The 26567-nt window shown below is 63.7% G+C and carries 21 protein-coding genes and 1 pseudogene; 10 read left to right on the top strand and 12 right to left on the bottom strand.

Translation table 11 applies throughout. The features are described 5' to 3' along the window. Nucleotides 1-131: 131 nt before the first annotated feature. Nucleotides 132-2558 carry a TonB-dependent receptor gene (locus tag ABIB24_RS14360; protein WP_354316697.1) on the bottom strand — a complete coding sequence of 809 codons (2427 nt, stop codon included), beginning with the start codon at nt 2556-2558 and terminating at the stop codon, nt 132-134. Between the two features lie 214 nt (nt 2559-2772). Further along, a complete protein-coding gene (locus ABIB24_RS14355) occupies nt 2773-3894 on the bottom strand; it encodes a sigma-70 family RNA polymerase sigma factor (protein WP_289515190.1) in 1122 nt (373 codons plus the stop codon). 135 nt (nt 3895-4029) lie between these two features. Between ABIB24_RS14355 and ABIB24_RS14350 the strand changes: the two genes are divergently transcribed. Then, nucleotides 4030-4512, top strand: a complete 483-nt coding sequence (locus ABIB24_RS14350) for an LEA/WHy family protein (RefSeq protein WP_137163417.1) — start codon at nt 4030-4032, stop codon at nt 4510-4512. A gap of 18 nt (nt 4513-4530) precedes the next feature. Here ABIB24_RS14350 and ABIB24_RS14345 read toward each other — a convergent pair whose 3' ends face one another. Further along, entirely contained in the window at nt 4531-4794 is a 264-nt protein-coding gene (locus ABIB24_RS14345) for a hypothetical protein (RefSeq protein WP_025338356.1), read from the bottom strand. Between the two features lie 130 nt (nt 4795-4924). Here ABIB24_RS14345 and ABIB24_RS14340 point away from each other — a divergent pair, with 130 nt between their 5' ends. Beyond that, on the top strand, nt 4925-5245 hold the full coding sequence (locus ABIB24_RS14340) for an ElaB/YgaM/YqjD family protein (RefSeq protein ID WP_025338355.1): 321 nt from the start codon (nt 4925-4927) through the stop codon (nt 5243-5245). Between the two features lie 22 nt (nt 5246-5267). Here the strand turns inward: ABIB24_RS14340 and ABIB24_RS14335 are convergent, their stop codons facing one another. Then, nucleotides 5268-5885, bottom strand: coding sequence for a MiaE family protein (locus tag ABIB24_RS14335; RefSeq protein WP_085665501.1), 618 nt, complete (start codon nt 5883-5885; stop codon nt 5268-5270). A 154-nt stretch (nt 5886-6039) separates the two neighbouring features. Here ABIB24_RS14335 and ABIB24_RS14330 point away from each other — a divergent pair, with 154 nt between their 5' ends. Continuing rightward, on the top strand, nt 6040-6903 hold the full coding sequence (locus ABIB24_RS14330; protein WP_137163416.1) for a universal stress protein: 864 nt from the start codon (nt 6040-6042) through the stop codon (nt 6901-6903). Between the two features lie 163 nt (nt 6904-7066). On the opposite strand, the gene ABIB24_RS14325 is transcribed toward ABIB24_RS14330, so the two are convergent. The 7 genes from ABIB24_RS14325 to ABIB24_RS14295 form a co-directional block, all read right to left on the bottom strand. Then, a complete protein-coding gene (locus ABIB24_RS14325; RefSeq protein ID WP_015269628.1) occupies nt 7067-7270 on the bottom strand; it encodes a formate dehydrogenase subunit delta in 204 nt (67 codons plus the stop codon). Beyond that, nucleotides 7267-10149 carry a formate dehydrogenase subunit alpha gene (gene fdhF / locus ABIB24_RS14320; RefSeq protein WP_354316682.1) on the bottom strand — a complete coding sequence of 961 codons (2883 nt, stop codon included), beginning with the start codon at nt 10147-10149 and terminating at the stop codon, nt 7267-7269. Before fdhF ends, ABIB24_RS14325 begins: the two co-directional genes overlap by 4 nt. Then, a complete protein-coding gene (locus tag ABIB24_RS14315) occupies nt 10146-11714 on the bottom strand; it encodes a formate dehydrogenase beta subunit (protein ID WP_137163414.1) in 1569 nt (522 codons plus the stop codon). Before ABIB24_RS14315 ends, fdhF begins: the two co-directional genes overlap by 4 nt. After that, nucleotides 11708-12190 (bottom strand): formate dehydrogenase subunit gamma, encoded by a 483-nt coding sequence (locus ABIB24_RS14310; RefSeq protein WP_137163413.1) that lies wholly within the window; start codon nt 12188-12190, stop codon nt 11708-11710. Before ABIB24_RS14310 ends, ABIB24_RS14315 begins: the two co-directional genes overlap by 7 nt. Nucleotides 12191-12540: 350 nt before the next feature. After that, nucleotides 12541-13635, bottom strand: a complete 1095-nt coding sequence (gene sfnG / locus ABIB24_RS14305; protein ID WP_354316679.1) for a dimethylsulfone monooxygenase SfnG — start codon at nt 13633-13635, stop codon at nt 12541-12543. A gap of 170 nt (nt 13636-13805) precedes the next feature. Beyond that, a complete protein-coding gene (locus ABIB24_RS14300) occupies nt 13806-14093 on the bottom strand; it encodes a DUF3077 domain-containing protein (protein WP_039614149.1) in 288 nt (95 codons plus the stop codon). 103 nt (nt 14094-14196) lie between these two features. After that, nucleotides 14197-14454: a hypothetical protein gene (locus ABIB24_RS14295; protein WP_075044237.1), complete on the bottom strand. Its 258-nt coding sequence runs from the start codon at nt 14452-14454 to the stop codon at nt 14197-14199. A 483-nt stretch (nt 14455-14937) separates the two neighbouring features. Between ABIB24_RS14295 and ABIB24_RS14290 the strand changes: the two genes are divergently transcribed. Both ABIB24_RS14290 and ABIB24_RS14285 read left to right on the top strand, forming a co-directional pair. Next, nucleotides 14938-15441 carry a hypothetical protein gene (locus ABIB24_RS14290; RefSeq protein WP_137163410.1) on the top strand — a complete coding sequence of 168 codons (504 nt, stop codon included), beginning with the start codon at nt 14938-14940 and terminating at the stop codon, nt 15439-15441. Nucleotides 15442-16088: 647 nt separating this feature from the next. After that, a pseudogene (locus ABIB24_RS14285) lies at nt 16089-16364 on the top strand (chitin deacetylase); the annotation flags it as partial. 33 nt (nt 16365-16397) lie between these two features. Here ABIB24_RS14285 and ABIB24_RS14280 read toward each other — a convergent pair. Further along, a complete protein-coding gene (locus ABIB24_RS14280) occupies nt 16398-17435 on the bottom strand; it encodes a sterol desaturase family protein (protein ID WP_354316676.1) in 1038 nt (345 codons plus the stop codon). A gap of 244 nt (nt 17436-17679) precedes the next feature. Between ABIB24_RS14280 and ABIB24_RS14275 the strand changes: the two genes are divergently transcribed. The 5 genes from ABIB24_RS14275 to ABIB24_RS14255 all read left to right on the top strand — a co-directional run bounded on the left by ABIB24_RS14275 (nt 17680) and on the right by ABIB24_RS14255 (nt 26519). Further along, nucleotides 17680-20088, top strand: a complete 2409-nt coding sequence (locus tag ABIB24_RS14275; RefSeq protein WP_354316674.1) for a TonB-dependent siderophore receptor — start codon at nt 17680-17682, stop codon at nt 20086-20088. 253 nt (nt 20089-20341) lie between these two features. Continuing rightward, the gene (locus tag ABIB24_RS14270) at nt 20342-21862 is read left to right on the top strand and encodes an NCS1 family nucleobase:cation symporter-1 (RefSeq protein ID WP_274079410.1); all 1521 of its coding nucleotides are present in this window, start codon (nt 20342-20344) and stop codon (nt 21860-21862) included. A gap of 366 nt (nt 21863-22228) precedes the next feature. Beyond that, a complete protein-coding gene (dusA, locus tag ABIB24_RS14265; RefSeq protein WP_354316672.1) occupies nt 22229-23239 on the top strand; it encodes a tRNA dihydrouridine(20/20a) synthase DusA in 1011 nt (336 codons plus the stop codon). 295 nt (nt 23240-23534) lie between these two features. Further along, a complete protein-coding gene (tal, locus tag ABIB24_RS14260; protein WP_075044231.1) occupies nt 23535-24461 on the top strand; it encodes a transaldolase in 927 nt (308 codons plus the stop codon). 207 nt (nt 24462-24668) lie between these two features. Next, a complete protein-coding gene (locus tag ABIB24_RS14255) occupies nt 24669-26519 on the top strand; it encodes an alkaline phosphatase D family protein (RefSeq protein ID WP_274079408.1) in 1851 nt (616 codons plus the stop codon). Nucleotides 26520-26567: the final 48 nt, after the last annotated feature.

Genomic DNA, 26567 nt, shown 5'->3' with positions numbered 1-26567 from the left:
GTGTTGGTGCGGTTTTGTGTCGCTATTGGGCCGCAAAGCGGCCCCGGCGATATGTGCTGCGCAGCTGAAGTCCTGGGGGCGCTTCGCACCCCTTTCGCGACACAAGGCCGCTCCTACAGAACCGCGCAGGGTCAGTAAGCCATGCTCCAGGTCAGGGTGTAGGTACGCCCGCGCCCTTGGTAGTCATACAGGTAAGCCGGCCCGTAAGTCGGCGAGTAGAACAGCGTCGCACGCTGCCCCCAGACCGTGCTGTACTGCTTGTCCAGCAGGTTCTGGATGCCGGCGCTGAAGGTGCCGAAGCCGGTGTCCTGGCTGCCCAGCAGGTCGAAGGTGGTATAGCCGTCGATCTCGTGGTCGGCATCGTCCTTCAGGCTGAAGGCATGGTTGGCCTGCAGCCGTGCACTGCGGCCATCGCCCTTCCAGCCGACGAACGCTGTAGCCTTGGACAACGAGGCATAGCGGGCATCGCGCTTGATCCAGCCACCATCGACATCCTCTTCCTCTGAGCGGGTCAGGTGCAGGGTGCCACCGGCTTCCCAGCCGGTCTGGAAGTGCCGGGTCAGAGCGCCCTCAAAACCGAAGTCGCGGCTTTTCTGGTCTTCCACATTGATGGTCAGGGTCTGCGAGTCGACGTTGATGATCTTGTCCGACCAGATGTAATACAGCGCCGCCTGGGCATCCCAGTCCAGGTCGGCATAACGCCAGCCCAGCTCCACCTGGCGGCTCTTGATGCCGGCCAGCGGGTTGTCGGCCACGCTCAGGCCGGGCTTGCCGTAGTACTTGGCCGGGTCGGGCAGGTCGAAGCCTTCGCCGTAGTTGGTCCATACCTGGTGGCCATTCTTGAAATCGTAGATGGCACCGACGTTGAACAGGTTGACCTGGTAATCGTTGCTGCCACCCGGCACACCCTTGAAGTCGCTGACGTCCACATCCATCTGCTGGCGCCGGGCGCCGCCGGACAGGGTCAGGTTATCGGTGGCATGCCAGTCCAGTTGGGCGTACACCGACACGCCATCGACCCGGTAGCTGGGGTAGCGTGCGGCCTTGCTTTCCTTTTCCAGCTCCAGGCCACCCGACTCGGACGACGTCTGGGCGTTGAAGGTGGTCTGTTCGGCATTGAAGCGCTCGCGGTCCAGGTCAACGCCGTAGGTCAGCTTCAGCGCGTCCCACTGCTTGGCGAACAGGCCCTTGAGGCTGGTGACTTCGAAGTTCTGCTGCGAAGCGGCGAAGTACACCCCGCGCGAGCCGGTGGGCGTGGCGCGGTTGTAGTACGGGAACGGGTAGAAGTTGTCGTCTTCCTTGCGGTACGAGGCCTGCAGGTAGAAGTCCTGGCCCAGCACGTCGGTGTGGTGGTAGTTGGCGTTCAGCAGCAGGCGCCGGGTGCGCGGCTCCAGGTCCGACGAGTAGCCGCTGCGCAGCTCGGCGTCTTCAAGATCGGATGGGGCGTTGTGGTTCAGGTTGGGGAAGTAGATACCGGTGCTGCCGTGGTTGCCCGAGTCATAGTACTGCGCCAACAGGTCGAGGCTCTGCTGGTCGTTCAGTTGCATCCCCAAGGTGCCGAGCACGTCGATGGTGCGGTTGTACTGCAGGTCGGTCTGGGTGTTGTCGATGAAGATCTGGTCGCCGGCGCCATCGTAGAAGGCTTCGTTCTGCTCGCCGGAAACCCCCAGGCGGGCGTTGAACCGCTCGTTGCCGCCACTGATCGACTGGGCAAAGCGGGTGGCCAGGTCGTCGCTGTTGTTGAAACCGCTGCTGGCGCCGAGCTGGGTCTCGAAGCGCGCCGGGCCGGGTTCACCCTTTTTGGTCACGATGTTGATGATGCCGCCGGTGGCGCCGCCGCCGTAGATGGCACTGGCGCCAGACAGCACTTCGACGCGCTCGACGTTGAACGGCGAAATGCTGTCGAACTGGCGCGACAGGCCGCGCGAGCTGTTCTGGCTGACCCCGTCGATCATCACCAGCACGTTGCGCCCGCGCATGTTCTGGCCGTAGTTGGTGCGGCCTTCCGGCGCCAGGTCGAGGCCTGGCACCAGCTTGCCGATGGCTTCCTTCAGGCTGACGCCGCTGTCGATCTGCTCGCGCAGCTGCTGTTGGTCGACCACCCACACGGTGCCGGGGATTTCGCTGATCGCGGTGCTGGTGCGCGAGGCCACGCTGACCTCGATCGGCTTGAGGTTGACCGCCTGCGGCGCGGCGTCGGCCTTGCGCAGGGTCACCGTGCGGGCATCGCTGAAGTGCCAGCTCATGCCGCTGCCGGCCAGCAACTGCTGCAGGGCCTGCTCGATGCTGTAGCTGCCCTGCAAGGCCGGGCTGGCCTGGCCGGCGACGTCGCCGGTGGTGTACAGCAGGTGCAGGCCGGCCTGGTCGGCGAAGGTGGTCAGGGCCTGGTCCAGCGGCTGGGCCGGCAGGTCGAGCTGGACCAGGCGGGCCTGGGTCTGGGCCTGTTCGGTGGCGGTCGAGGCAAACGCCTGCAGCGGGCCGACCAGCATGGCCAGGGCACTGCAGGACATCAGGGCATGGTGAAGCGGACCGCGGCGGCGGTGCAAGGGCTTGAGCATCAGAGGCACGAATGAGCTTCCTGACAAGTCGTAAATGAGAATTGGTTGCTGATCAGTCCCACTACGACGATCTGACTTGCAGGAACTTGCAGTGCCAAATGGAAAATATTTTTTATTTCTGTGCCGGCCTCTTCGCAGCACAAGGCTGCTCCTACAGGGATCGCAGTTCGCTGTAGGAGCAGCCTTGTGCTGCGAAGAGGCCGGCACAGGCGAATCAATGAACCACGGCCAACCACGGCAGGTAGGTCACCTTCAGCCCATAGCGCTGCTCAAGGGTCCGCAACAGGGCCTCCGGCTCATCGAGGTCGAACACCCCGCTGACCTCCATCGCCGCCAGCTTGCTATCGGACAACACGATCCGCCCATGCCGGTAACGCTCGAGCTCCGCCAGCACCTGCCCCAGCGGCTTGCCGTTGAAGATCAGCTTGCCGCGCTGCCAGGCCATCTGCGTGCCGGCATCGGCCGCTACTGCCAGTTCATGCTCGCCAACCTTGGCTTCGCCATGTGCCAATACCACGCGGCCATCGCGACGCACGCTGAAGGTGGCCGCACTCCCCTGCACCCGCTCACCGGCCGTATCGACCACAAAGGGCCGTGAATCATCGGTGGTCTCGAACAAGGCTTCACCAGACTCCAGGACCACCCGCCGCTCACGGTCGCTGAACACTACGCTCAGGGCAGTGGCGCTGTTCAGCGTCACCCGCGTGCCATCGGCCAGGGTCACTACCTGCCGCTCACCCACCCCGGTGTGGTAATCCGCCAGCAGCACCGGCGCCTGCTGCCAACCCGCCACAGCAACGGCCAACACCAGCGCCGCAGCCACGCCCGCCTGTTTGAGCCAGTTGCGGCAATGGCGCAGGGCCTGGCCGATGTATTTCGCCACCATGCTTTCGGAAACCCCCAGGCGTTGCGCGATCTGCGCCTGGGTCAGGCCGTCGACGCGGTTGAGCAACAGCGCCTGGCGGGCATTGTCGGACAGCTGCAGCAGCGCCTGATCGAGGATCTGCAGGCGCTCCCGGGCCAGCAAGGCCGCTTCGGGGGCCGGCGCCGGGCAGGCCACCTCACCTGCCCGCTCGCTGTCGTCGTGGCTGGCGGCAATGCGCTGCTCGCGGCGCAAGGCATCGATCGCCAGGTTGCCGGCCACGCGGAAGATGAAACTGCGCGCGTGCAGCACCGGCACCGCCTGCTGGTCGATGTTCACCAGCCTCAGGTAGGTTTCCTGCGCGACGTCGGCAGCGCGCTGACGGTCGCTCATGCGCCGGGTCAGGAACTGCAGCAGGTCGTCGTAGTGCTCCTGGAAACTTGCCAGCAGGCCCGACGCGGGAGAGGTCAGCATGGGTTTGGGAACGGCCAGTAGGAGAAGTTATCGGGCGTTAATGAGAAACAGTATCTTTCATCTGGGCGGAGACTTTCAACGCCGACGCGTATTTGCCACACTGCCCATTCGCCCACTCTGGCAAGGTCGCACCCCATGGCTGCCCGTCTGCACCGCTACGCCCGCCTGTTCCTGGTCCTGCTGCTGGCCTGCGGCCTGGGGGCCTGTGCGCTGTTCCAGGCACACGACCCGGTCAATATCAGCGTAATCGGTATCGAGCCGCTGCCCGGGCAGGAGCTGGAACTGCGCATGGCGGTGAAGATGCGGGTACAAAACCCCAACGAGGCGCCGATCGACTACAACGGCATCGCCCTGAACCTGGAAGTGAACGGCCAGCCGCTGGCCGCCGGGGTCAGCGACCAGCAGGGGCACATCGGCCGTTATGGCGAAGCGGTGGTCGTGGTGCCGGTGAGCATCACGGCGTTTTCCTTCCTGCGCCAGGCCTATGGGCTGGGCCGGGTGGACTCGTTGCAGGGCCTGCCCTATGTGCTGCGCGGCAAGCTGGCCGGCGGGCTGCTGGGGACCGTGCGCTTTACCGACGAGGGCAAGCTGGACCTGCCCAAGGGCGCCTACTGGTAGGCGCCTGGCGGGGTGTAATCAGCGGTTGGCGCTGGCTGCGGCCATCAGCTTGTTGACTTCGCTGCGCACCATGTTGGCGTATTCGGGCGGCGACATGCCATCCAGCTCGGCGCGCACCCACTCGGCCCATTTGCCTTTGCGCCGTGGTTTTTCGGCGATCAGCCGCGCCGCTTCGCCCTTGGCCTTGCCCAGGTTGTTCTGCCACAGCTCGAACAGCCGGGCCTTCTCTGCCTCGATCTGCGCCCGTTCCTCGAAGCTCATGTTGGCCAGATTGAAACTCATGAAGGGTACCTGCAGGTTTGAAAATGGCCGCTATCTTACACCCAGGTACTGCAACAGCCCAAAGCCGCCGCAACTTTCCCGACGCGCCGGCATCCATTGTTCAAACCACACCATCGACGAGGACGAGTTCATGGCCCGGAAAAACGCCGCGCTGGCCGACAGCGATCAGATCAAGGACCAGGTATTCAGCGAACTGCAGGCGCTGATCGAAGAATCGGAAAGGCTGCTGAACGACAGCGCCGCCCTGGTGGGTGACGAGGCGGAAACCCTGCGCGCGCAGGTAAGCCTCAAGCTACGCCAGGCGCGCCATGCCGCCGACAAGGTGCGTAGCAAGGCGCAACCGGTGGTGGAGGCTACCCAGGACTACATCGGCGGCCACCCGTGGCAGACCGTGGCCATTTCCGCCGGCCTCGGGCTGGTGGTCGGCCTGCTGCTGGGCCGCCGTCACTGACGCCTGGGCCGCCTGGTGCGAATCAGGCGGCCTGCGCCATCGGGATACCGCTGTGGAAGCGCAGCTCCTGGTCCGGTGACTGGATCAGCTCCACCTCCGCTGCACGCACCAGTTCCACCCGGCGGGCAATGTCTGCTTCATCGCCGTAGTTGTGCGCCAGTTTCAGGTACCCCTGGTAGTGGCGCGCTTCGCTCTTCAGCAGGCCGTGGTAGAAGCGGCCCAGCTCCTCGTCCAGGTGCGGTACCAGCGCGGCAAAGCGCTCGCAGCTGCGCGCCTCGATGAACGCCCCCACCACCAGCGTATCCACCAGCTTGACCGGCTCGTGGGCGCGCACCAGGCGCCGCAGCCCCGACGCATAACGCCCCGCCGACACCGGGCGCAGCGGCACACCGCGACGCTTCATCAGGCGCAGCACCTGCTCGTGGTGCACCAGCTCCTCGCGGGCCAGGCGCGACATCATGTTGATCAGGTCGAGGTGGGTGTTGTACTTGGCGATCAGGCTCAGGGCGGTGCTGGCAGCCTTGAATTCGCAGTTCTTGTGGTCGATCAGCAGGGTTTCCTGGTCGGCGAGCGCCGCTTCGATCCAGGCGTCTGGTGTCGGGCAACCAAGAAAGGCGTCGATTTCGGGGATCAGGGACATGAGCGTGCAACCACAAAGAACAGGCAGGGCCGGCGATTATACCGGCGGCGGCGGGCGGCGCCAGTGACTATGCTTGATGTACATCAAGCGCCAGCGGGGGAAGCGCCGACTATAGTCAGGCATTGGTCGCCACCTTTGAAGGGAGTTAACGCCCATGCAAGCCGTCCGCAGCATCCTCGTCGTCCTCGACCCCGAGCACGCCCACAGCCGGGCACTGACCCGGGCCAAGCTGATCGCCGGTGTCACCGGCGCGCGCCTGCACCTGCTGATGTGCGACAAAAGGCATGACCACAGCGCGCTGCTGAGCCTGCTGAGCAGCCAGTTGCATGATGACGGGTACGACAACGTCACCCATGAGGAGGCCTGGCGCGACAACCTGCACGACACCATCATCTACGTGCAGCAGGCCGAGGGCTGCGAGCTAGTGATCAAGGAACACCGCCCGGACAACCCGCTGAAAAAGGCCCTGCTCACCCCCAGCGACTGGAAGCTGCTGCGCCAGTGCCCGTGTGCCGTGCTGATGGTCAAGAGCGAGCGGCCGTGGACCGGCGGCAAGGTCCTGGCTGCGGTGGACGTGGGCAACCAGGACGAGGACCACCGCCGCCTGCATGCCAGCATCATCGACCATGGCTATGACATTGCTGCGCTGGCCAAGGGTGAGTTGCACGTCATCAGCGCCCATCCGTCGCCGATGCTGTCGGCATCGGACCCGGTGTACCAGCTGAGCGAGACCATCGAAAAGCGCTACCGCGAGGCGTGCAAGGCATTCCAGGCAGAGTACGACATCAGCGAAGACCGCTTGCATGTGGCCGAAGGGCCGGCGGATGTGCTGATTCCGCATACCGAGAAGAAGATCGATGCCGTGGTGACGGTGATCGGCACGGTTTGCCGCACGGGGATTTCCGGGGCGTTGATTGGTAATACCTCGGAGGTGGTGCTGGATGCGCTGGAGGGGGATGTGCTGGTGCTCAAGAGCGAGGAGGCAATTGCCCATCAGGCGGAACTGGCCCGCGGCTAAAAGTGACGCGCGCCATGTAGGAGCGGCCTTGTGTCGCGAAAGGGCCGCAAAGCGGCCCCAGGATCCTGGCGTCTACGCAGGAATCGCTGGGGCTGCTACGCAGCCCTTTCGCGACACAAGGCCGCTCCTACAAGGACCGCGCACGTCTTGGAACTTGAGCCAGTCAGGCCAACGCTTCCTGCACCTTCGGGTCCAACCCCTCCCCTGCATTGGCCTCGATCCATTGCGCCAGCTGCCGGCGCATCGCCGGCGTCCAGAAGCTCTGCAGATGCTGCCGTACCCCTTGCACCGCCAGCGCCCGGTCTGGCTCGCTGTCGAAGTAATGGGCAATCTGGTTGGCCATCTTGACCAGGTTTTCACTGCTCATCGGCGCACCTCGGCTTTTTCCGCAATACGGCGCTCCTTCAGCAAGCGTCGCTGCTCGTCACTGAAGTCCTGGTAGCGCTTCTGCCACTGCGACGGCTGGAACACTTTCACCACCTCCACCGCCGTCACCTTGTACTCAGGGCAGTTGGTGGCCCAGTCGGAGTTGTCGGTGGTAATCACGTTGGCCCCCGACTCGGGGAAGTGGAACGTGGTGTACACCACCCCCGGCGCCACCCGTGCACTGACCTTGGCGCGCAGCACCGTCTGCCCGGCGCGGCTGCCGATGCCGACCCAGTCACCGTCCTGGATGCCACGGCTTTCGGCGTCGGTCGGGTGGATTTCCAGGCGGTCGGCGTCATGCCAGGCAACGTTGCCGGTACGCCGGGTCTGGGCGCCGACGTTGTACTGGCTGAGAATGCGCCCGGTGGTCAGCAGCAGCGGGTAGCGGTTGTTGACCTTCTCCTCGGTGGGCACGTAGCCGGTAAGCATGAAGCGCCCCTTGCCACGTACGAACTGGTCGATGTGCATGGTCGGCGTGCCATCGGGTGCTGCGTCGTTGCACGGCCACTGCAGGCTGCCGTGGCGGTCGATCTCGGCGTAGCTGACGCGGTGGAAGGTGGGCGTCAGGCGGGCGATCTCGTCCATGATCTCGGATGGGTGGCGGTAGCTCATCGGGTAGCCCAGGGCATTGGCCAGGGCCACGGTCGCTTCCCAGTCGGCCTTGCCGGCCAGCGGCTCCATGACCTTGCGCACCCGCGAAATGCGCCGCTCGGCGTTGGTGAAGGTGCCGTCCTTCTCCAGGAACGAGCTGCCCGGCAGGAACACATGGGCGAACTTGGCTGTTTCGTTGAGGAAGATGTCCTGCACCACCACGCATTCCATGGCCAGCAGGGCCGCAGTGACGTGCTGGGTGTTGGGGTCGCTCTGGGCAATGTCCTCGCCCTGGCAGTAAAGGGCCTTGAAACTGCCGTCCAGCGCAGCCTCGAACATGTTGGGGATGCGCAGGCCCGGGTCAGGCTGCAGGGTCACGCCCCAGGCACGCTCGAACTCGGCACGCACGCCCTCGTTGGAAATGTGCCGGTAGCCGGGCAATTCGTGAGGGAACGAACCCATGTCGCACGAGCCCTGCACGTTGTTCTGCCCGCGCAGCGGGTTCACCCCTACCCCTTCGCGGCCGATGTTGCCGGTGGCCATGGCCAGGTTGGCGATGCCCATCACCGCGGTGCTGCCTTGGCTGTGCTCGGTCACGCCCAGGCCGTAGTAGATCGCCGCATTGCCGCCGGTGGCGTACAGCCGGGCGGCGGCGCGGATCTGTTCGGCAGGCACGCCGCAGACCGGGCCAAGCACTTCGGGGGCGTTTTCCGCCAGGCTGACGAAGTCGCGCCAGCGGGCGAAATCTTCGGTTTCGCAGCGGGCATCGATGAAGCGCTGGGCCAGCAGGCCTTCGGTGACGATCACGTGGGCCAGGGCGTTGAGCATGGCCACGTTGGTACCGGGGCGCAGTTGCAGGTGCAGCTCGGCGCGGGCGTGCGGCGAGTCGACCAGGTCGATGCGCCGCGGGTCGATCACAATCAGCCGCGCGCCCTGGCGCAGGCGGCGCTTGAGCTGCGAGCCGAATACCGGGTGGGCGTCGGTGGGGTTGGCGCCAATCACCAGCACCACGTCGGCCTGCATCACCGAGTCGAAGCTTTGTGTACCGGCCGATTCACCCAGGGTCTGCTTCAGTCCATAACCGGTGGGCGAATGGCATACCCGCGCACAGGTGTCGACGTTGTTGTTGCCGAACGCCGTGCGCACCAGTTTCTGCACCAGGTAGGCTTCTTCGTTGGTGCAGCGGCTGGAGGTGATGCCGCCGATGGAATCGCGACCGTACTTCAGCTGGATGCGGCGGAACTCGCTGGCGGCGTAGGTCACCGCCTCGTCCCAGCTGACTTCCTGCCATGGGTCTTCCAGGCGCTTGCGGATCATCGGCTTGGTGATGCGGTCCGGATGGGTGGCGTAGCCCCAGGCGAAGCGGCCCTTGACGCAGGCGTGGCCGTGGTTGGCGCCGCCGTTCTTGTCCGGGACCATGCGCACCAGCTGGTCGCCCTTCATTTCGGCGCGGAACGAGCAGCCGACGCCGCAATAGGCGCAGGTGGTGATGACCGCACGCTCGGGTTGGCCCAGCTGTACCAGGCTCTTTTCCGTCAGGGTCGCGGTCGGGCAGGCCTGCACGCAGGCGCCGCACGACACGCACTCGGAGGCGAGGAAGTTTTCACCACCCGCCGCCGCCACCCGCGATTCGAAGCCGCGCCCGGTGATGGTCAGGGCGAAAGTGCCCTGGATATCCTCGCAGGCGCGCACACAGCGGCTGCAGACGATGCACTTGCTTGGCTCGTAGTCGAAATACGGGTTGGATACGTCCTTTTTCTCGGCCAGGTGGTTGGCACCGTCGTAGCCATAGCGCACCTCGCGCAGGCCCACCTGGCCGGCCACGGTCTGCAGCTCGCAGTTGCCGTTGGCCGAACAGGTCAGGCAGTCCAGCGGGTGGTCGGAGATGTACAGTTCCATCACGTTGCGGCGCAGGCCGGCCAGGCGCGGGGTTTCGGTGTGCACCACCATGCCTTCGCTGACCGGGGTGGTGCAGGAGGCCGGGTAGCCGCGCATGCCTTCGATTTCCACCATGCACATGCGGCACGAGCCGAAGGCTTCGAGGCTGTCGGTGGCGCACAGTTTGGGAATGCTGGTGCCGAGCATGGCCGCGGCACGCATCACCGAGGTACCGGCGGGCACAGTGATGGCACGGCCATCGATGCTCAGGCTGACCTGTACCTCGCTGTCACGGGCCGGGGTGCCGAGGTCGCTGCTTTTATCAGAAGCGGGGTCGAAGAAATTGATCACTGCGCGGCCTCCGTGTGGGTCAGCCCGAAATCGGCGGGGAAGTACTTCAGCGCGCTGGCCACCGGATAGGCGGTCATGCCGCCCATGGCACACAGCGAGCCGTATTGCATGGTGTCGCACAGGTCACGCAACAACAGGGCCTGGTCATGCCGTTCGGTCATGTCGCTGGTGGCGATCAGCCGGTCGACCACTTCCATGCCGCGGGTCGAGCCGATGCGGCACGGGGTGCACTTGCCACAGGACTCCTCGGCACAGAACTGCAAGGCGAAGCGCGCCATGCTGGCCATGTTCAGGGTGTCGTCGGCCACTACCACACCACCGTGGCCGAGCATCGCGCCCATGGCGGCGAAGGCTTCATAGTCCAGCGGTGTGTCGAAGTGGCTGGGCGGTACCCAGGCACCGAGCGGGCCACCCACCTGCGCGGCCTTCAGCGGCCGGCCGCTGGCCGTGCCGCCGCCATAGCCTTCCACCAGCTCGCGCAGGGTCAGGCCGAAGGCGCGTTCCACCAGGCCGCCCTGGCGGATGTTGCCGGCCAGCTGGAACGGCATGGTGCCCAGCGAGCGACCCATGCCGAAGTCGCGGTAGAACGCCGCGCCCTTGGCCATGATGATGGGTACCGAGGCCAGGGTGAGTACGTTGTGCACCAGCGTCGGCAAACCGAACAGGCCCTGCAGCGCGGGTAGCGGAGGCTTGGCGCGGACGATGCCGCGCTTGCCTTCGATAGATTCGAGCAGCGCGGTTTCTTCGCCGCAGATATAGGCGCCGGCGCCGACCCGCACTTCCAGGTCGAAGGCCTGGCCGCTGCCGGCCACGTCGCTGCCGAGGTAGCCAGCGTCACGGGCGATGGCGAAGGCCTGGTCGAGCACGCGGATGGCGTCGGGGTACTCCGAGCGCACATAGATGTAGCCCTTGTCGGCACCCACGGCGAGGCCGGCAATGATCATGCCTTCGATCAGCAGGAATGGGTCGCCTTCCATCAGCATGCGGTCGGCGAAGGTACCGGAGTCACCCTCGTCGGCGTTGCACACCACGTACTTCTGCCCGGCCCCGGCGTCACGCACGGTGCGCCACTTGATGCCGGCCGGGAACGCCGCACCGCCGCGGCCGCGCAGGCCGGAATCGAGCACGGCGGCGACCACCTCGGCACCGTCCAGGGCCACGGCCGCTTCAAGGCCGGCGAAACCGCCATGGGCACGGTAGTCGTCCAGCGACAATGGGCGGGTGATGCCGGCGCGGGCGAACAGCAGGCGCTGCTGGGTCTTGAGGTAAGGGATGTCCTCGACCGGGCCCAGGGCCAGCGAGTGGCCACCAGATTCACCGGGCTCACCGGTAAAGGCGTCGAGCAAGGACGGCACGTCTTCCGGGGTGATCGGGCCGAAACCCAGGCGCCCTTGCGCGCTGTCGCACTCCAGCAGCGGTTCCAGCCAGTACAGCCCGCGGGAACTGGTGCGCTGGATGTCCAGCGGCAGCTGGCGGCGTTCGGCCTCACGTTGCAAGGCATCGGCGACCTGGTCGGCGCCCACGGCACGGGCTACCGAATCGCAGGGGATGTACAGCTTCAGCATGCTGCGTCCTCCCGGCAGGCGTTGACCAGCGCGCGCAGGCGCTCAGGGGTAAGGCGCGCATGCACCTGGCCGTCCAGTTCCAGCGCTGGCGAGCAGGCACAGGCGCCCAGGCAGTACACCGGGCGCAGGCTGATGGCGCCGTCGGCGCTGGTGCCGTGGTCGTCCAGCGCCAGCTGTTCGCGCAGTTGCGCGGCCAGCACCTCGGCGCCCCGGCTCTGGCACGACTCGGCGCGGCACAGGCGCAGGGTGTGGCGCGCCGGTGGCGTGGTGCGGAAATCGTGGTAGAAGCTGATCACCCCACGCACCTCGGCCAGGCTGAGGTTCAGGGCATGGGCAATTTCGGCGACAGCGGCATCGGGGATGTAGCCGATGTCGTGCTGGATGGCATGCAAGATCGGCAACAGCGCGCCGGGGGTATCCTTGTCACGGGCCAGAATGCGGTGGATCACAGGCAGGTGGAGCAATTCATCAGGCATACAGCGGACCTCGGCATCACGGACCCTACCTGAATTGTTGTAAGGGCAGGTATCCGGCGTGTTCTGCTGCGGCGCGCCGGCCACGTCACGGTTGCGTGGTGCCAGCGGCCTCCTTGCCTGCGGCCGCACGTCTGCGCGCGCTGGTCCGAGGCATCCTGCAAGCATGGCACTTGTGGCGCCGGGGGGTTGCGTGCGAACGACCAGGCGCATCCTGAAACCGACGCGGGTTGTTTCTGGCCTTATGCCGTCTGCTGCGCTGTCGCTTAGAGAACTGAATTCGCAAGCGGTCCGCGTACCCTGTGGGAGCGGCTTTAGCCGCGAAGAATCCAACGCGGTGCATGGCACCGGCTTCAGGCCACCGCCTTGTCCACGCTGCGCTCGGCCTCCAGTTCACGCACCAGCGGCAGCACATGTTCGCCGAAGTACGCTACTTCCTCCTGGAAGTGCAGAAACCCGGACAAGATCAGATCCACACCCACCGCCTTCAGCGCAACGATGCGCTCGGCAATCTGCTGCGGTGTACCGATCAGGTTGGTCTTGAAGCCATCGTTGTACTGCACCAGGTCTTCGAAGCTGGACCTGGCCCAGTTGCCCTCGCCCTCCGGGCTGGCAGAACCGGCATGCTTCACTTCCTGGCCAAACGCCCGCACCGCCTCGGGGTTGGCCTTGTCGATGATCTCCTGCAGCACCGCACGCGCCTGCTCTTCGGTGTCGCGGGCGATGATGAAGGCATTGACTCCAACCTTTACCGAATGGCCGTTGGCCGCCGCCTTGGCGCGGATATCGTCGACCTGCGCCTTGATCCCTTCCACGCTGTTGCCGTTGGTGAAGTACCAGTCCGACACGCGCGCCGCCATGTCCCGTGCGGCGCGCGAGCTGCCGCCCTGGAAAATCTCCGGGTGCGGCTGCTGCAGCGGCTTGGGTTTGAGGTTGTAGTCTCGATAGCGATAGAAGTCACCGTTGAAGGTGAAGTTGTCCTCGGTCCAGATGCCCTTCAGCGCGCGGATGAATTCCTCGGAACGGCGATAGCGTTCGTCGTGGTCCAGCCAGGGTTCGCCGATGGCGTGGAACTCGCCCTTGAACCAGCCCGAGACCACGTTGATGGCGATGCGGCCGTTGGTGAACTGGTCGATACTCGCCAGCTGCTTGGCCGCCAGCGCCGGGTTCCACGGGCCTGGCAGGATGGCGGCGATGACCTTGAGCTTTTCCGTGGCAGCGAGCAGCGTGTGGCTGATGGTGACCGACTCGTGCTGGTTGTCGGCGCCGTAGCCGGCGGTGAAACGGATTTGCGACAGGGCGTAGTCGAAACCAGCCTGTTCGGCGATTTGCGCGAGCTTGCGGTTGTAGTCGATGTCCCAACTGGTGCGCTGTTCGATGGTGCTGACCACCAGGCCACCACTGACGTTGGGGACCCAGTAGGCGAACTTGATCGGGGCTTGGCTCATGGTGAGGCTCCTTGGTGATCCTCGGGTTCAAGGAGGCAGGAGCAGCAAACATGCCAGGCTTTAAAGTGTTTTTATTTCAATTGGTTAGCTGAAATTGGCGGCGATGTTGGCTGCATGCGGTCGAACAAGCTGCTGGATCGCTGTTGCCTGTACGCCGCCCCGGGGGCAGGTCAGCGGTTCTTGCGCATGCCCATATGCGCGTCATCCATCAGCGCCTTGGCCATGTCGCAGAGAAAGTGCGAAGCCCAGACCAGCACCGGTTCGTTGTCCATCACCCCGATGAACGACGCTCGCCGTGAGCAGTCCATCAATACCGACGCTTGTTCGATCGCATGGTCGCAGCAGTTTCCCGCCTCTACGCGGAACAGTTTCTTGCCGTCCAGCACACCATCCAGGAACGTGGCCGCACCTACGGTCAGGCCCAGTGTGCCGGTGTCGTCATCCAATTCCTTGTCCATCTGAAACCCTCTTTTGAATCTGCCGGCCAGTGCGATTTCCCGGTTGCAGTCCCTGGCAGGAAAACCACACCGCCCAGGCTGGCAAAATTTGAAAATCAGCTCATCAGTGCAATGTATGCACCGGCTGCCCGCCCCGAAGCTGCACCTGCGCAATCGCCGACTCCAGCAGCGTGCGCACAGCCTCCATTTCATGCATGACCGCCAGGGTCATGATCGTGGCGGGAGATCTGGGGAGCGAGGCTATCGCGTGATGGCCTACGGACAAGGCGCAGAGCACGTATTCCGTGGCCTGGATCAGGGTGTCTTCCAGGTGATGGGGTGACTCAGTGGAGAAAGGTGGATCGGGAACGAGTTTCAGCATGACAGCCTCCAGACAATAACAAGTCGGACCGTCGCCAGATCACTTGCAGATGATAGGGTGGCGGCTACATGCGGGCCTGCAAGACCGGGCTTGGAGGTCGATTCCCGGCTGGCCCGAAGACCACCCGCACGCAGCCACCGTTGAACGAAGCCAACAGCAAACTGAGACCAAACCAAGCATCGGGCTTGCAGACCCGGTCGTTGAATTTGCAACGACAGGGCGAGACTAGGGGGCTCAGGTTTCCATCGCAATGGCGAAACGGCTTGAAAAGGATGATTCAGAAATAGACTACGAGGAAGGGGAAAAAACTGATTCGGTCTTGTAGGACCAGCTCACACCGACGCACCAGAACCATACGCTCAACGTTTTTTAGGCTTACAATTTCCAGACTTGGCAGCAATTGACTATCAGGCTTCAACGCCGATAATTGCCCCCAAGTTTTCAGTAATCGCAGCAAAATCCGAGCAGCAAATGGAGGTATTCATGCCAGTCAAAGCAGCAGCACCGGCGCTCATCGTCGCCGCGCTCGCATTGGTGGGTGATTACACAACTCTCTCACTTCAATCACGTGCCGTTGAGGTTCGTGAAGCCAGCGCTCCCCCCCCCTCTTCCCCTGACCTGCGCAGCGTAATCGCTGAGCTGACTCATGGCTGGCTGGTCCTGGAGTCGATCTATTCGAGGCGTGTTGTTGCACTCATGAAATCGGATACCTTCGACCAGACCAAATACCTCAAGAATGCTGAGTTGCTCAAAGCGGTAAGGCAGTTGGAGGGCGGACTGCAAGCGGCAAACGTGCCAACCGCTCTTTACGATGAGCACCAGAACCTGCGCCGAGCAGTGGCCAAGGTACGCAGCAAAATGGTTGTCATCGATGGGATCTACCAGCAGTTCTTCCTCACGCCGGATGAGTTCCAGAGCGCACTGAGTGCCCCTGGCCTTCGCGATCTTGCCGATCACACTACCCGCAAGCTCAACCGACTGGCGTAAGGTGACCAATGCTAGTCGAGTTATGGCCGGATGCGCACACCAAAGCCCAGGATATTTCGACCATGCAGTATCTGGCTCGACTGGCGAAAGAACGGCGCGATAACAATTGATCGCGATTATCCGAAACGACGGCGTGACTCTCGGATGGCTGGCGTAGATTGAGGTGTAAGGGCGACCACGCCATCGCAACGGAAACACACACCCACCCATCGTCCGCACCGTAGCGCAGAGCTGTGTAAATAACGCTTTCATGACTAGCCCCGACTGCCCAGTTCGCAGGTAAACCCTCCCAACCACACGAAATCCGGCGCTGCTCAGCGCCACGGCGGCGGGCGGGCTCTCATGGAACAGCACATAACTCATTGCATTAGCAGGGACCCTGTGGGAGCGGCTTTAGCCGCGAACACCGGCGCAGCCGGTGCCATGCACCGCGTTGGATTCTTCGCGGCTAAAGCCGCTCCCACAGAGTACGCGCAGCACAGGCCAACGGGCTGGACGATCTTCCAATGGGATCACGGCAAGCCGCAATGCAACCACCACGGACGGTACCCATGCATTCACTGACTGACGAACAAGTGCTGGCAATCATCCACGAGAACCCGATAAACCGGGTATTACTGGCGGCCCTGCCCGCGCTGGATATCCAGCTGGTCAACAACGACGCCCGCTATCTGCTGCCCAATGGTTTCGCCTGCGGTGAAGACTTCTTCCGGCTGCTAAAGGATGCTTTCGGCCTGTTGTGGCAGGAGGGCGCGCACCACCCGAGGATGATGAGCGTGGGCCTGCATGGACGGATCAGTGGCCATCCTGGTCGTGCGATGGCGCTGGCGCGCTTTCTCGATTACGCGCAGGGCCACGACGGGGTGTGGGTCTGCCGGCGCGAAGAGATTGCCAGGCACTGGATAGCCCAGTTCCCCGCCTGAGCGGTCAGTCGTTCGCAACAAACACGGGATCAGCTAACGGCCTGCCCTGCCGGACGCGCCAAGCACAGCCTTGCGCTGGCATTTCACCAGGACCTTGCGGCCTGTTTCGACAAAGGGCGTGACGATCAGGCTATAGACCGTCAGGTAACGCTGGTGGTCCTGCTCGCCGGTACCGAAGCGGATGCATTCGGGCGTTGATGTGGTGACATAGAGCGTGCCGAACATCCAGTCCCAGAGGGACAGGTTGGTGCCGAAGTTCCGGTTGAAATGGCGCGGGGCGTCACTGTGATGGATCTGGTGCTGGGCCGGGCTGTTCAACACATGTTCCAGCTGCGGGCCGAACGACAGCCAGACATGGCTATGCCGCAGGTTGGCCGCCAGGCTGTTGAAGATGAACACCAGGTAGGTGACGCCGAACAGGGTGTAGCGGCTGACTTCACCGCCGCAAAGGTACCAGAAGCATCCGGCGTAGAAGCCGATGCAAATGCCGGTGCTCAGTTTCTCGACGATCTTTTCCACGAAATGCACCCGGCTCGCCGTCGCCGGCACCAGAACGGGCGCCGAATGATGGACCTTGTGAAAGGCCCAGAGCCAGCGGGAGTGAAAGGCCCGGTGCGCCCAGTAATGGATGAAGTCCTTGAGCAGGAACACCCCCAACCCATAGAGCAGGGACAGTGCAAGGTTCTCGCCCAGGCGCGGGCGCGCGCCCCAGAGGTTGCTGAAAAAGGCTAGGTAATCGCCGGAGCGCAGGATGTAGGGGTCGACCAGATGGATGACGGGCAGCACCAGCGCAACCTTGAGGATGGCCCGCACGAAGTAGTAGCGGTAGTCCAGCAGCGCCGAGGGATGCAGATGTACCCGGGCGCCACCGATGAATTGCCAGAACGACTGGGCGTCGCTCAGGCCGCGCTGCTTCCTGAAGCGGAACAGGCCATAGGCTGCGCCATAGGAGATGCAAAGGAACAAGGCCCCGAAACGGCCGTTCACATTGAAAATGCCGAGAAACTGGTCGGTAACGGGCGTGATCACCCAATCGGTCACGTGCTCATAGACAAGCGACAGGGCATCCACGGAACGTCAGCCTCGGCAAAAGGGACGCAATTGTAAATCAGATTGATTTACTCGAGTGGCTTTCTGCATGAAGTGGTGCTTCAAGCACCGGGTAATCGATTGCCCCCCACCCGCAAAACACAACACACCGATTGACAACTGCAGGAGGAAGGACAACTATCCGGCCGCCTTTATGCGAAGCTTTATCATTATCAATACGCTTCTCATCATTGCGCCCGCATAGTCCATCGAAAGGAGCCAATGGATGTCCGCCTGTTTTTCTCCCCCCGCCTTCAGCATTCGCCAAGCCGCACTGGTAGCAAGCCTTTCTGGCTCGCTGCTGGCCAGTGCCAATGCCTGGGCCGTGCCTGTCAGCTACAGCATCCCGGCGGGGCCGCTGGGGGCCGCAATCAATCAGTTCGCCACGGCAAGCGGGGTGACTGTCAGCGTCGGCAACGAAGAAATCGCTGGCCTGCGCAGTGAGGGACTGCAGGGCAGCTACGAGCTGGAGCAAGGCCTCGCGCAACTGCTGCAAGGCAGTGGCCTGCAGGTGCTGCAAGCGGGAGACAAGCACTACATGTTGGCCCGCCCGAGCCAGGATGGCACGATGGAACTCGCTGCAACGACGGTCTCCAGCGTGGGGCTGGGTGCCACCACCGAAGGCACCGGCAGCTACACCACAGGTTCGGCCAATACGGCAACCGGGCTGCGCCTCTCGGCACGCGAGACACCGCAGTCGATCAGCGTGGTGACCCGCCAGCAGATCGAAGACCAGAACCTGAACGATGTTGCCCAGGTACTGGAACAAACCCCAGGCGTGGTCGTCGACAGCATGGGGCCGGCCGGCAGCGACGCCAATCATATCTACGTACGTGGTTTCGAGGTCGGCACCATCCAGGTCGACGGCCTCAACCGGCCTGACAGCTTTGGCTTTCGCGATGACCTTGCCGACATGGTGTCGTATGACCGGGTCGAGGTGGTACGCGGGGCCACGGGGCTGATGTCCGGCACCGGTGACCCCGGTGCGACCGTCAACCTGATCCGCAAGAAGCCGACCTTTGAAACGCAACGCAAGCTGACCCTGAAAGCAGGCTCGTGGGACACCTACCGCACCGAGCTGGACGTGTCCGGCAAGCTGTCGGAAAGCGGCAATGTACGCGGGCGCCTCGTGGCCTCGAACACCGACAGCCAGAGCTACGTCGACCGCCAGTCCCTGGAGCGGCAGGTGGGCTATGGGGTGCTGGAATGGGACATCACCGACAGCACGATGCTGACCGTGGGGGCGGAGTATCAGGAAATGGACAACGACGGCGCCGGTAACCACGGCTTCCCGATGTTCAACTCCGATGGCAGTCACTTCAGCCCTTCCCGCTCGTTCAACTCGGCCTCGGAATGGAGCTACCACAAGCGTCGCACCAAGACCCTGTTCACCACCCTGGATCACGACCTGGCCAACGGCTGGCACCTGAAATTCAATGCTGAGCACAGTCGCCGAAGCTATGACGACGTATTTGCCACCGCCGCCAGCGGCACCGTCAAACCTGATGGCAGCGGCATCCAGACCTGGACTGGCCGTTGGGCAGGCGAACCTCGGCAGACCTCGTTCGACCTGTCGGCTACGGGCCCGTTCGAAGTGCTGTCGCGGGAGCACCAGGCGTACGTCGGGCTCAGCCACTACCGGGCCTACTACCGCAACGACGGCTACCATCTGTGGACCAGGCAAGATATCGACAACATCCATGAATGGGATGGCTCGTTGCCAATACCTGACGCCATCCACAACAAGACGACGGAAAATGCGCTGGACGAAACCCAGGACGGCCTGGTGGCTTCGGTGCGCTGGAGCCTGGCCGATGGCCTGTCACTGATTACCGGCGCACGGGTGATCGACTGGCGACGTGACGAAACCGAGGAGCAGTTGGCGAGCGGCGAAACCAAACCCTCGCGCAGCGAAACCGGGGTCGTCACCCCTTACATCGGGCTGGTTTACGACATCAATGACAACTGGTCGGCCTATGCCAGCTACACCACCATCTTCAACCCGCAAGACAAACAGACTGCATCGGGCAGCTACATCGACCCGTTGGAGGGCGTGAACTACGAGCTGGGCCTGAAGAGCGAGTTCTGGGACAAGCGCCTGACTGCTGCACTCAGCGTGTTCGAAGTGCACCAGGACAACCTGGCCGTGGCGGACGGCGACGCCAAGGCGCCGGACGGCAACCAGGCCTACCGGGCCGAGTCCGGCACCAAGACCCGCGGTTTCGAGATGGAAATGGCGGGCGAGATCCTGCCTGACTGGCAAGTATCGGCCAGCTACACCTATGCCGTGAGCAAGAACTCGGATGGCGCCCGCCTGCTTACCGAAGTGCCACGCGACACCCTCAAACTGTTCACCAGCTACCGCCTGCAGTCATTGCCACAGCTGAAAGTGGGCGGCGGTGTGCGTTGGCAAGGCACGGAATACAAGAAAAACGCAGGCCCCAACCACGAGACCTTCACCCAAGGCGCCTACAGCGTGGTCAACCTGATGGCGCAATATACCTTCACGCCGCAAACCAGCGTCTCGCTGAACCTCGATAACGTGTTTGACAAGACCTACTACACGGCGATCGGCTCACGTGGCTGGTACGGCAGCCCACGTAGCGCCACGGCCACGTTGGTATACGCGTTCTGACCCAGCCGGCGCTTGCTGCCAATGCCCGGCAGCGGCGCCGAACAAGTATCCATATTTGGCGCAGCCAGTAACACATGCGCACAATATGTGTGTACAAATTTCCCATCCCCAGGCTCGCACCAGCGGTGACGGCGACCAATAAAGAGGATACAAAAGCCCGAGAACCGCCAACTCCAACTGCTAGGTGGGTTGGTACGAATCTTGTCTGTATACAAAACCAAAAATAAAAGTACACAAGAGTTACGGAGTCCCGATGGCGTCAATTTCACGTTCCGGTGTCAGCCAGCTTGATGTTCTCCCTGCCGAAACGGCTGGGCCCACTCAGTTGGAGTTGAGCCCGCGCCTTTACAGTGCCGACCTTGCACCGACCCGCGCGGCAAATCGCACCTGGGGCCGCTACAGCCTGTTTGCACTGTGGACCAACGATGTGCACAACATCGCCAACTATTCCTTCGCCATCGGCCTCTTCGCCCTGGGCATGAGCGGCGCCCAGATCCTCGCAGCCTTCGCGCTCGGCGCACTGGTGATCTACGGCCTCATGAACCTGTCCGGCTACATGGGGCAGAAGACCGGCCTGCCCTACCCCGTCATGTGCCGGATCAGCTTCGGCATCCATGGTGCGCAGATCCCGGCATTGATCCGCGCGGTAATCGCCATCGCCTGGTTCGGCATCCAGACATACCTCGCCTCGGTAGTACTGCGCGTTCTGCTCACCGCCATCGCTCCCGAGCTCAAGCCCTACGACCAGAACTCGATCCTCGGCCTGTCGACCCTGGGCTGGATCACCTTCCTCGGCATCTGGTGCGTGCAAGTGGCGATCTTCGCCTATGGCATGGAGATGGTGCGCCGTTACGAATCCTTAGCCGGGCCGATCATCCTGGTCGCCTTCGCAGGCCTGGCGGGCTGGATGTACTGGCGCAGCGGCCTGTCGATTTCCTGGTCCAGCGGCAACGCGCCGACCGGCTCCACGATGTGGCTGAAGGTGCTGGGTGCCGCCGCGCTGTGGGTCTCGCTGTACGGCACCATGATCCTCAACTTCTGCGACTTTACCCGCAACTGCCCGGACAAACGCACCATCAGCGTGGGCAACTTCTGGGGCCTGCCGGTGAACATGCTCGGTTTCGCACTGATCGCCGTGGTGCTCGCCGGTGCGCAGTTCAGCATCGACGGCAAGCTGGTGCAGGGCCCGACCGAGATCGTTGCAGCCATCCCGAACACCGCCGGCCTGGTGCTGGCCTGCCTGGCCTTCCTGATCGTCACCGTGGCGGTGAACATCATGGCCAACTTCGTCGCCCCGGCCTACGTACTCACCAACCTGGCCCCGAACCTGCTGAACTTCCGCCGCGCTGGCTTGCTCAGTGCCGCCATCGCCGTGCTGATCCTGCCCTGGCACCTATACAACAGCCCGTCGGTGATCGTGTATTTCCTCGGCGGCCTGGGCGCCCTGCTCGGCCCACTGTACGGGATCATCGTCACCGACTATTACCTGGTTCGCCGCAGCCGGGTGAACCTGCCGCAGCTGTATAGCGAAAGCAGCGAGGCCGCCTATCACTATCGCGGCGGGGTCAACCTGCGCGCCGTAGCGGCATTCATCCCGGCGTCGCTGATCGCCATCGTGCTGGCGCTGGTGCCGGCGTTCGAAACGCTGTCGCAGTTCTCCTGGTTCTTCGGCGCGGGCCTGGGTGGGCTGATCCACTATGCCCTCGCCAACCGCAGCGCAAGGTACCTTGAGGTTTCCGGCGAAAGCATCGCAGTGGATAGCACGCACCACTGACCGGGGCTGCCAGCGCGCCCTGATCACGGCCAGCGCGGCCCCCTGTAGGAGCGGCCTTGTGTCGCGAAAGGGCTGCGCAGCAGCCCCAGCAATTTGTGCCTCTGCGCTGAACCCCAGGGACTGCTGCGCAGCCCTTTCGCGACACGAGGCCGCTCCCACAAGGGTCCCACCAGCCATCTGAGATGCCCGCTCGCTCGGCAGGACCATCCGATCTGTTTCCAGACGCATGCCCTGCTCTCTTGGTAAACTAGCCGCCTGCCCTGGCAATCACCGATCTCCTGCCGCCGACTTTTGCTACGTCGCGCCCTCGGTTTGCTACAAACACCCTCGAAATTGCTGAATTTGGTACAAGACACGTTGAACGATATGACCACAAACCCAGGCTCTAACCCAGCAACCACGCGCCCTGAGCCTTCGCGTCGCTTCAGCGTTGCACCGATGATGGACTGGACAGACCGCCACTGCCGGTTCTTCCTGCGCCTGCTTTCCAAAAACACCCTGCTGTACACCGAAATGGTCACCACCGGTGCCCTGCTGCACAACGACGCCCACCGTTTCCTGCGCCACGACGTCTCCGAGCACCCGCTGGCCCTGCAACTGGGCGGCAGTGTGCCGACCGACCTGGCCGCCTGTGCCCGTCTGGCCGAGGAGGCCGGCTACGATGAGGTCAACCTCAACGTCGGCTGCCCGAGTGACCGGGTACAGAACAACATGATCGGCGCCTGCCTGATGGCCCACCCGGCGTTGGTGGCCGACTGCGTGAAAGCCATGCGTGACGCGGTGTCGACCCCGGTGACGGTCAAGCACCGCATCGGTATCAATGGCCGCGACAGCTACGCCGAGCTGTGCGACTTCGTCGGCCAGGTGCGCGAGGCAGGTTGCCGGAGCTTTACCGTGCATGCGCGCATCGCGATCCTGGAAGGTTTGTCGCCGAAGGAGAACCGTGAGATTCCGCCTCTGCGCTATGACGTGGCGGCGCAGTTGAAGGCGGACTTCCCGGACCTGGAGATCGTGCTCAACGGCGGGATCAAGACCCTGGACGAGTGCCAGGCACACCTTGAAACCTTCGATGGGGTGATGCTGGGGCGTGAGGCGTACCACAACCCTTACCTGCTGGCCGAGGTGGACCAGCAGCTGTTCGGCAGCGAGGCGGTAGTGGTCAGCCGCAGCGAGGCGCTGGCGCAGTTGCGGCCTTATATCGTCGCGCACATGGAAAGTGGTGGCGCGATGCACCACGTTACCCGGCATATTCTGGGGCTGGCCCAAGGGTTCAAGGGGGCGCGGCGCTTCCGTCAGCTACTGTCGGCGGATATCCACAAGGCGGCGGAGCCGCTGGCGGTGTTCGACCAGGCGGTGGAGTTGTTGCAGGGGCGGTAACCCGGCCCGAGCATCTGACGCGGTCGGGTGTAGGAGCGGCCTTGTGTCGCGAAAGGGCTGCAAAGCAGCCCCGGCAATTTGTGCATCAGCGCTGAAGCCCTGGGGCTGCTTTGCAGCCCTTTCGCGACACAAGGCCGCTCCTACAAGGGGTCGCGACAGCTTCAGACGTGTGCATACGGAACCTAGGGGCCGCTTGCGACTCGAATCCTCACCTTTCGCACCGCGCTTCGCGAGCCCTTGAGTGGCCGTCGGGGCTCGGGTAATGTCGAGTCATTGCACAGGACAGAGCACGCCCATGACCTCCAAGCTGGAACAACTCAAGCAGTTCACCACCGTGGTCGCCGACACCGGGGACCTGGACGCCATCACCCGCCTGAAACCGGTCGATGCCACCACCAACCCGTCGCTGCTGCTCAAGGCGGCGGCTATCCCGGGTTACGCCGAGCTGCTCAAGCAGGTGAAGGCCGATGCCAAGGGTAATGTCGACCTGGCCTGCGACAAGTTCGCAGTGGCCGTGGGTTCGGGCATCCTCAAGGTCATCCCGGGGCGTATCTCCACCGAGGTCGATGCCCGCCTGTCGTTCGATGAACCCGCCCTGCTGGCCAAGGCGCGCAAGCTGATCGAGCTGTACGAAGCCGCTGGCATTGGCCGCGACCGCGTGCTGATCAAGCTGGCCTCCACCTGGGAAGGCATCCGCGCCGCCGAAAAGCTGGAAAAGGAAGGCATCCAGACCAACCTCACCCTGCTGTTCTCCTTCGCCCAGGCCCAGGCCTGCGCCGATGCGGGGGTGTTCCTGATTTCGCCGTTCGTGGGCCGTATCTACGACTGGTACAAGAAGAGCACCGGCAAGGAATACGTGGGCGCCGAAGACCCGGGCGTGCAGTCGGTCACTCGCATCTACAACTACTACAAGGCCAACGGCTACAACACGGTGGTCATGGGTGCCAGCTTCCGCAATATCGGCCAGATCGAGCAACTGGCCGGCTGCGACCGCCTGACCATCAGCCCAGAGCTGCTGCAGCAGCTCAGCGATGACCAGGGCGACCTGCCACAGGTTCTGAAGCCGGGCAATGCCGGCGAGCCCAAGCAACAGCTGAACGAAAGCCAGTTCCGCTGGGCCATGAACGAAGATGCCATGGGTACCGAGAAGCTGGCGGAAGGCATTCGCCAGTTCGCGCGGGACCAGGAGAAGCTGGAGAAGTTGATGGCTGAAAAGGCCTGATACATTTCGGGATTGCCTGACGGGCGGGAAGTGTTCAGCATTTTCCGCCCGTTTTGTTTTACCTGGCCTTAGATTTTGTATTGAATTCCAGGGCCTCTTCGCGGGTAAACCCGCTCCCACAAGGATCCCCACAGGCCAGAAGTTGGCGCTGTACCTGTGGGAGTGGGTTTACCCGCGAAGAGGCTCGAGAAGCCACCTGAGCTGTCGATGACCTCCTCTACCCCATTGCCCCTCGTACTCGCCGGCCCGGTACTGCGCCGCCTGGAACCCCAGCGCCTGGCCATCTGGCTGGTCGCCACGCAACCGCTGCAACCCGAATTCATCTTCCCGGCAAGCGAGGCCCAAGTCGATTGCCAGGTGGTCGCGGTGGGCCAGCACGCCTTCATCCACCTGCTGGACATCCACTTCGCCCAGCCGCTGCCCTGCAACCAGCTGCTCGACTATGACCTGCTCATAAACGGCCAGGGCATCGCCGGCTGGGCACCGCACCTGCTCTACCCCGGCGCCCGGCGCCCAAGCCTGGTGCTGCGCGATCGGCTCGACCACCTGCTGCACGGCTCCTGCCGCAAGCCGCATTTTCCGGCCGCCGATGGCCTGCTCTGCGCCGACCGCCTGCTGCAGGCCTGCGAAACCCCCGCGGACCGCCCCGCCGTGCTGCTGATGACCGGCGACCAGGTCTATGCCGACGACGTCGCCGGCCCGATGCTGCGCGCCATCCACAGCCTGATTGCGCGCCTGGGCCTGTTCGACGAGCAACTGGAGGGCGCGGTGGTGCCCGACAGCCAGGCGCTGTACCAGCACCCGGCCTGCTATTACCACCGCGCCGACCTGCTGCCGGCGCAGGAACGCAACGAAACCCTGCGCGAGCGCTTTTTCGGCGGCAAGCGCAAGCCGATTTTCTCCTCCAGCAACGCCGACAACCATCTGGTGACCTTCGCCGAGGTCATGGCCATGTACCTGCTGGTGTGGTCACCGGTGCCCTGGCAGCTGGTGAACCTGGACATGCCCAACGGGCTCACCGCACCGCGCCAGGCCCGTTACCGGCAGGAGCTGCCGCTGATCCAGGCGTTTGCCGACAACCTCGGCCAAGTAGCGCGAGTGATGGCCCACCTGCCGTGCCTGATGATCTTCGACGACCACGACATCACCGATGACTGGAACCTCTCGGCGCTGTGGGAAGAAACCGCCTACGGCCACCCCTTTTCGCGGCGGATCATCGGCAATGCCCTGCTCGGCTACCTGCTGTGCCAGGCCTGGGGTAACGACCCGCAGGGTTGCAAGCCCCTGGTCGGGCAATGCCAGGCGTTGAACAGCCAGACCCAGGATGAGCTGATCGGCGCACTGCTGCGCTTCCAGGGCTGGCAGTTCAGCCTGCCCACCAATCCACCCTTGCTGGTGCTGGACACCCGCACCCGCCGCTGGCGCAGCGAAAGCAGCCTGGCCAAGCCGTCCGGCCTGCTCGACTGGGAGGCGCTGAGCGAGTTGCAGCAAGCACTGCTGGACCACCCGTCGGCGATCATCGTGTCGCCTGCGCCGATTTTTGGCGTGAAGCTGATCGAGACGGTGCAAAAGCTATTCAGCTGGCTGGGCTATCCCCTGCTGGTGGATGCCGAGAACTGGATGGCCCATCGCGGTGCAGCACAGGTCATCCTCAACATCTTCCGCCACTCGCGCACGCCGGGGCACTACGTGGTGCTGTCCGGCGACGTGCATTACTCGTTCGTCTATGAAGTGCTGATCCGCCACCGCCAGCGCAGCCCGCACTTGTGGCAGGTGACCAGCAGCGGGATCAAGAACGAATTCCCGCGGCGCCTGCTGGATGTGCTCGACCGGCTCAACCGCTGGCTGTATGCGCCGCGCTCGCCGCTCAACTGGTTTACCAAGCGGCGGGAAATGGAGGTGGTGCCGCGTACTCCCAGCCATAGCAAGGCTGGCGAGCGGTTGTGGAATGGCGCGGGGTTGGGGCAGGTGTTCTTCGATGAACAGGGGCGGCCGGCGCGGGTGTATCAGCTGGATGCGGGTGGGGGTGAGGCTACCGAGTTTGCGCGGCGGGGGTGATCAGGCAGGTAATGCTTGTGTTGGCCTTGCCGGCCTCTTCGCGGGCAC

Source organism: Pseudomonas sp. UYEF17, from assembly GCF_040546125.1.
GTDB classification, from domain to species: Bacteria; Pseudomonadota; Gammaproteobacteria; order Pseudomonadales; family Pseudomonadaceae; genus Aquipseudomonas; species Aquipseudomonas putida_Z.
The sequence above is the reverse complement of the archived record's forward strand: the minus strand, read 5'-3'. Positions and strand labels throughout refer to the sequence as shown.

Excerpts from the sequence above, each read along its gene's own strand:
- ABIB24_RS14360 (WP_354316697.1), bottom strand. The coding sequence starts at position 2,558 with ATGCTCAAGCCCTTGCACCGCCGCCGCGGTCCGCTTCACCATGCCCTG.
- ABIB24_RS14355 (WP_289515190.1), bottom strand. The coding sequence starts at position 3,894 with ATGCTGACCTCTCCCGCGTCGGGCCTGCTGGCAAGTTTCCAGGAGCAC.
- ABIB24_RS14350 (WP_137163417.1), top strand. The coding sequence starts at position 4,030 with ATGGCTGCCCGTCTGCACCGCTACGCCCGCCTGTTCCTGGTCCTGCTG.
- ABIB24_RS14345 (WP_025338356.1), bottom strand. The coding sequence starts at position 4,794 with ATGAGTTTCAATCTGGCCAACATGAGCTTCGAGGAACGGGCGCAGATC.
- ABIB24_RS14340 (WP_025338355.1), top strand. The coding sequence starts at position 4,925 with ATGGCCCGGAAAAACGCCGCGCTGGCCGACAGCGATCAGATCAAGGAC.
- ABIB24_RS14335 (WP_085665501.1), bottom strand. The coding sequence starts at position 5,885 with ATGTCCCTGATCCCCGAAATCGACGCCTTTCTTGGTTGCCCGACACCA.
- ABIB24_RS14330 (WP_137163416.1), top strand. The coding sequence starts at position 6,040 with ATGCAAGCCGTCCGCAGCATCCTCGTCGTCCTCGACCCCGAGCACGCC.
- ABIB24_RS14325 (WP_015269628.1), bottom strand. The coding sequence starts at position 7,270 with ATGAGCAGTGAAAACCTGGTCAAGATGGCCAACCAGATTGCCCATTAC.
- ABIB24_RS14315 (WP_137163414.1), bottom strand. The coding sequence starts at position 11,714 with ATGCTGAAGCTGTACATCCCCTGCGATTCGGTAGCCCGTGCCGTGGGC.
- ABIB24_RS14310 (WP_137163413.1), bottom strand. The coding sequence starts at position 12,190 with ATGCCTGATGAATTGCTCCACCTGCCTGTGATCCACCGCATTCTGGCC.
- sfnG (WP_354316679.1), bottom strand. The coding sequence starts at position 13,635 with ATGAGCCAAGCCCCGATCAAGTTCGCCTACTGGGTCCCCAACGTCAGT.
- ABIB24_RS14300 (WP_039614149.1), bottom strand. The coding sequence starts at position 14,093 with ATGGACAAGGAATTGGATGACGACACCGGCACACTGGGCCTGACCGTA.
- ABIB24_RS14295 (WP_075044237.1), bottom strand. The coding sequence starts at position 14,454 with ATGCTGAAACTCGTTCCCGATCCACCTTTCTCCACTGAGTCACCCCAT.
- ABIB24_RS14290 (WP_137163410.1), top strand. The coding sequence starts at position 14,938 with ATGCCAGTCAAAGCAGCAGCACCGGCGCTCATCGTCGCCGCGCTCGCA.
- ABIB24_RS14275 (WP_354316674.1), top strand. The coding sequence starts at position 17,680 with ATGTCCGCCTGTTTTTCTCCCCCCGCCTTCAGCATTCGCCAAGCCGCA.
- ABIB24_RS14270 (WP_274079410.1), top strand. The coding sequence starts at position 20,342 with ATGGCGTCAATTTCACGTTCCGGTGTCAGCCAGCTTGATGTTCTCCCT.
- dusA (WP_354316672.1), top strand. The coding sequence starts at position 22,229 with ATGACCACAAACCCAGGCTCTAACCCAGCAACCACGCGCCCTGAGCCT.
- tal (WP_075044231.1), top strand. The coding sequence starts at position 23,535 with ATGACCTCCAAGCTGGAACAACTCAAGCAGTTCACCACCGTGGTCGCC.
- ABIB24_RS14255 (WP_274079408.1), top strand. The coding sequence starts at position 24,669 with ATGACCTCCTCTACCCCATTGCCCCTCGTACTCGCCGGCCCGGTACTG.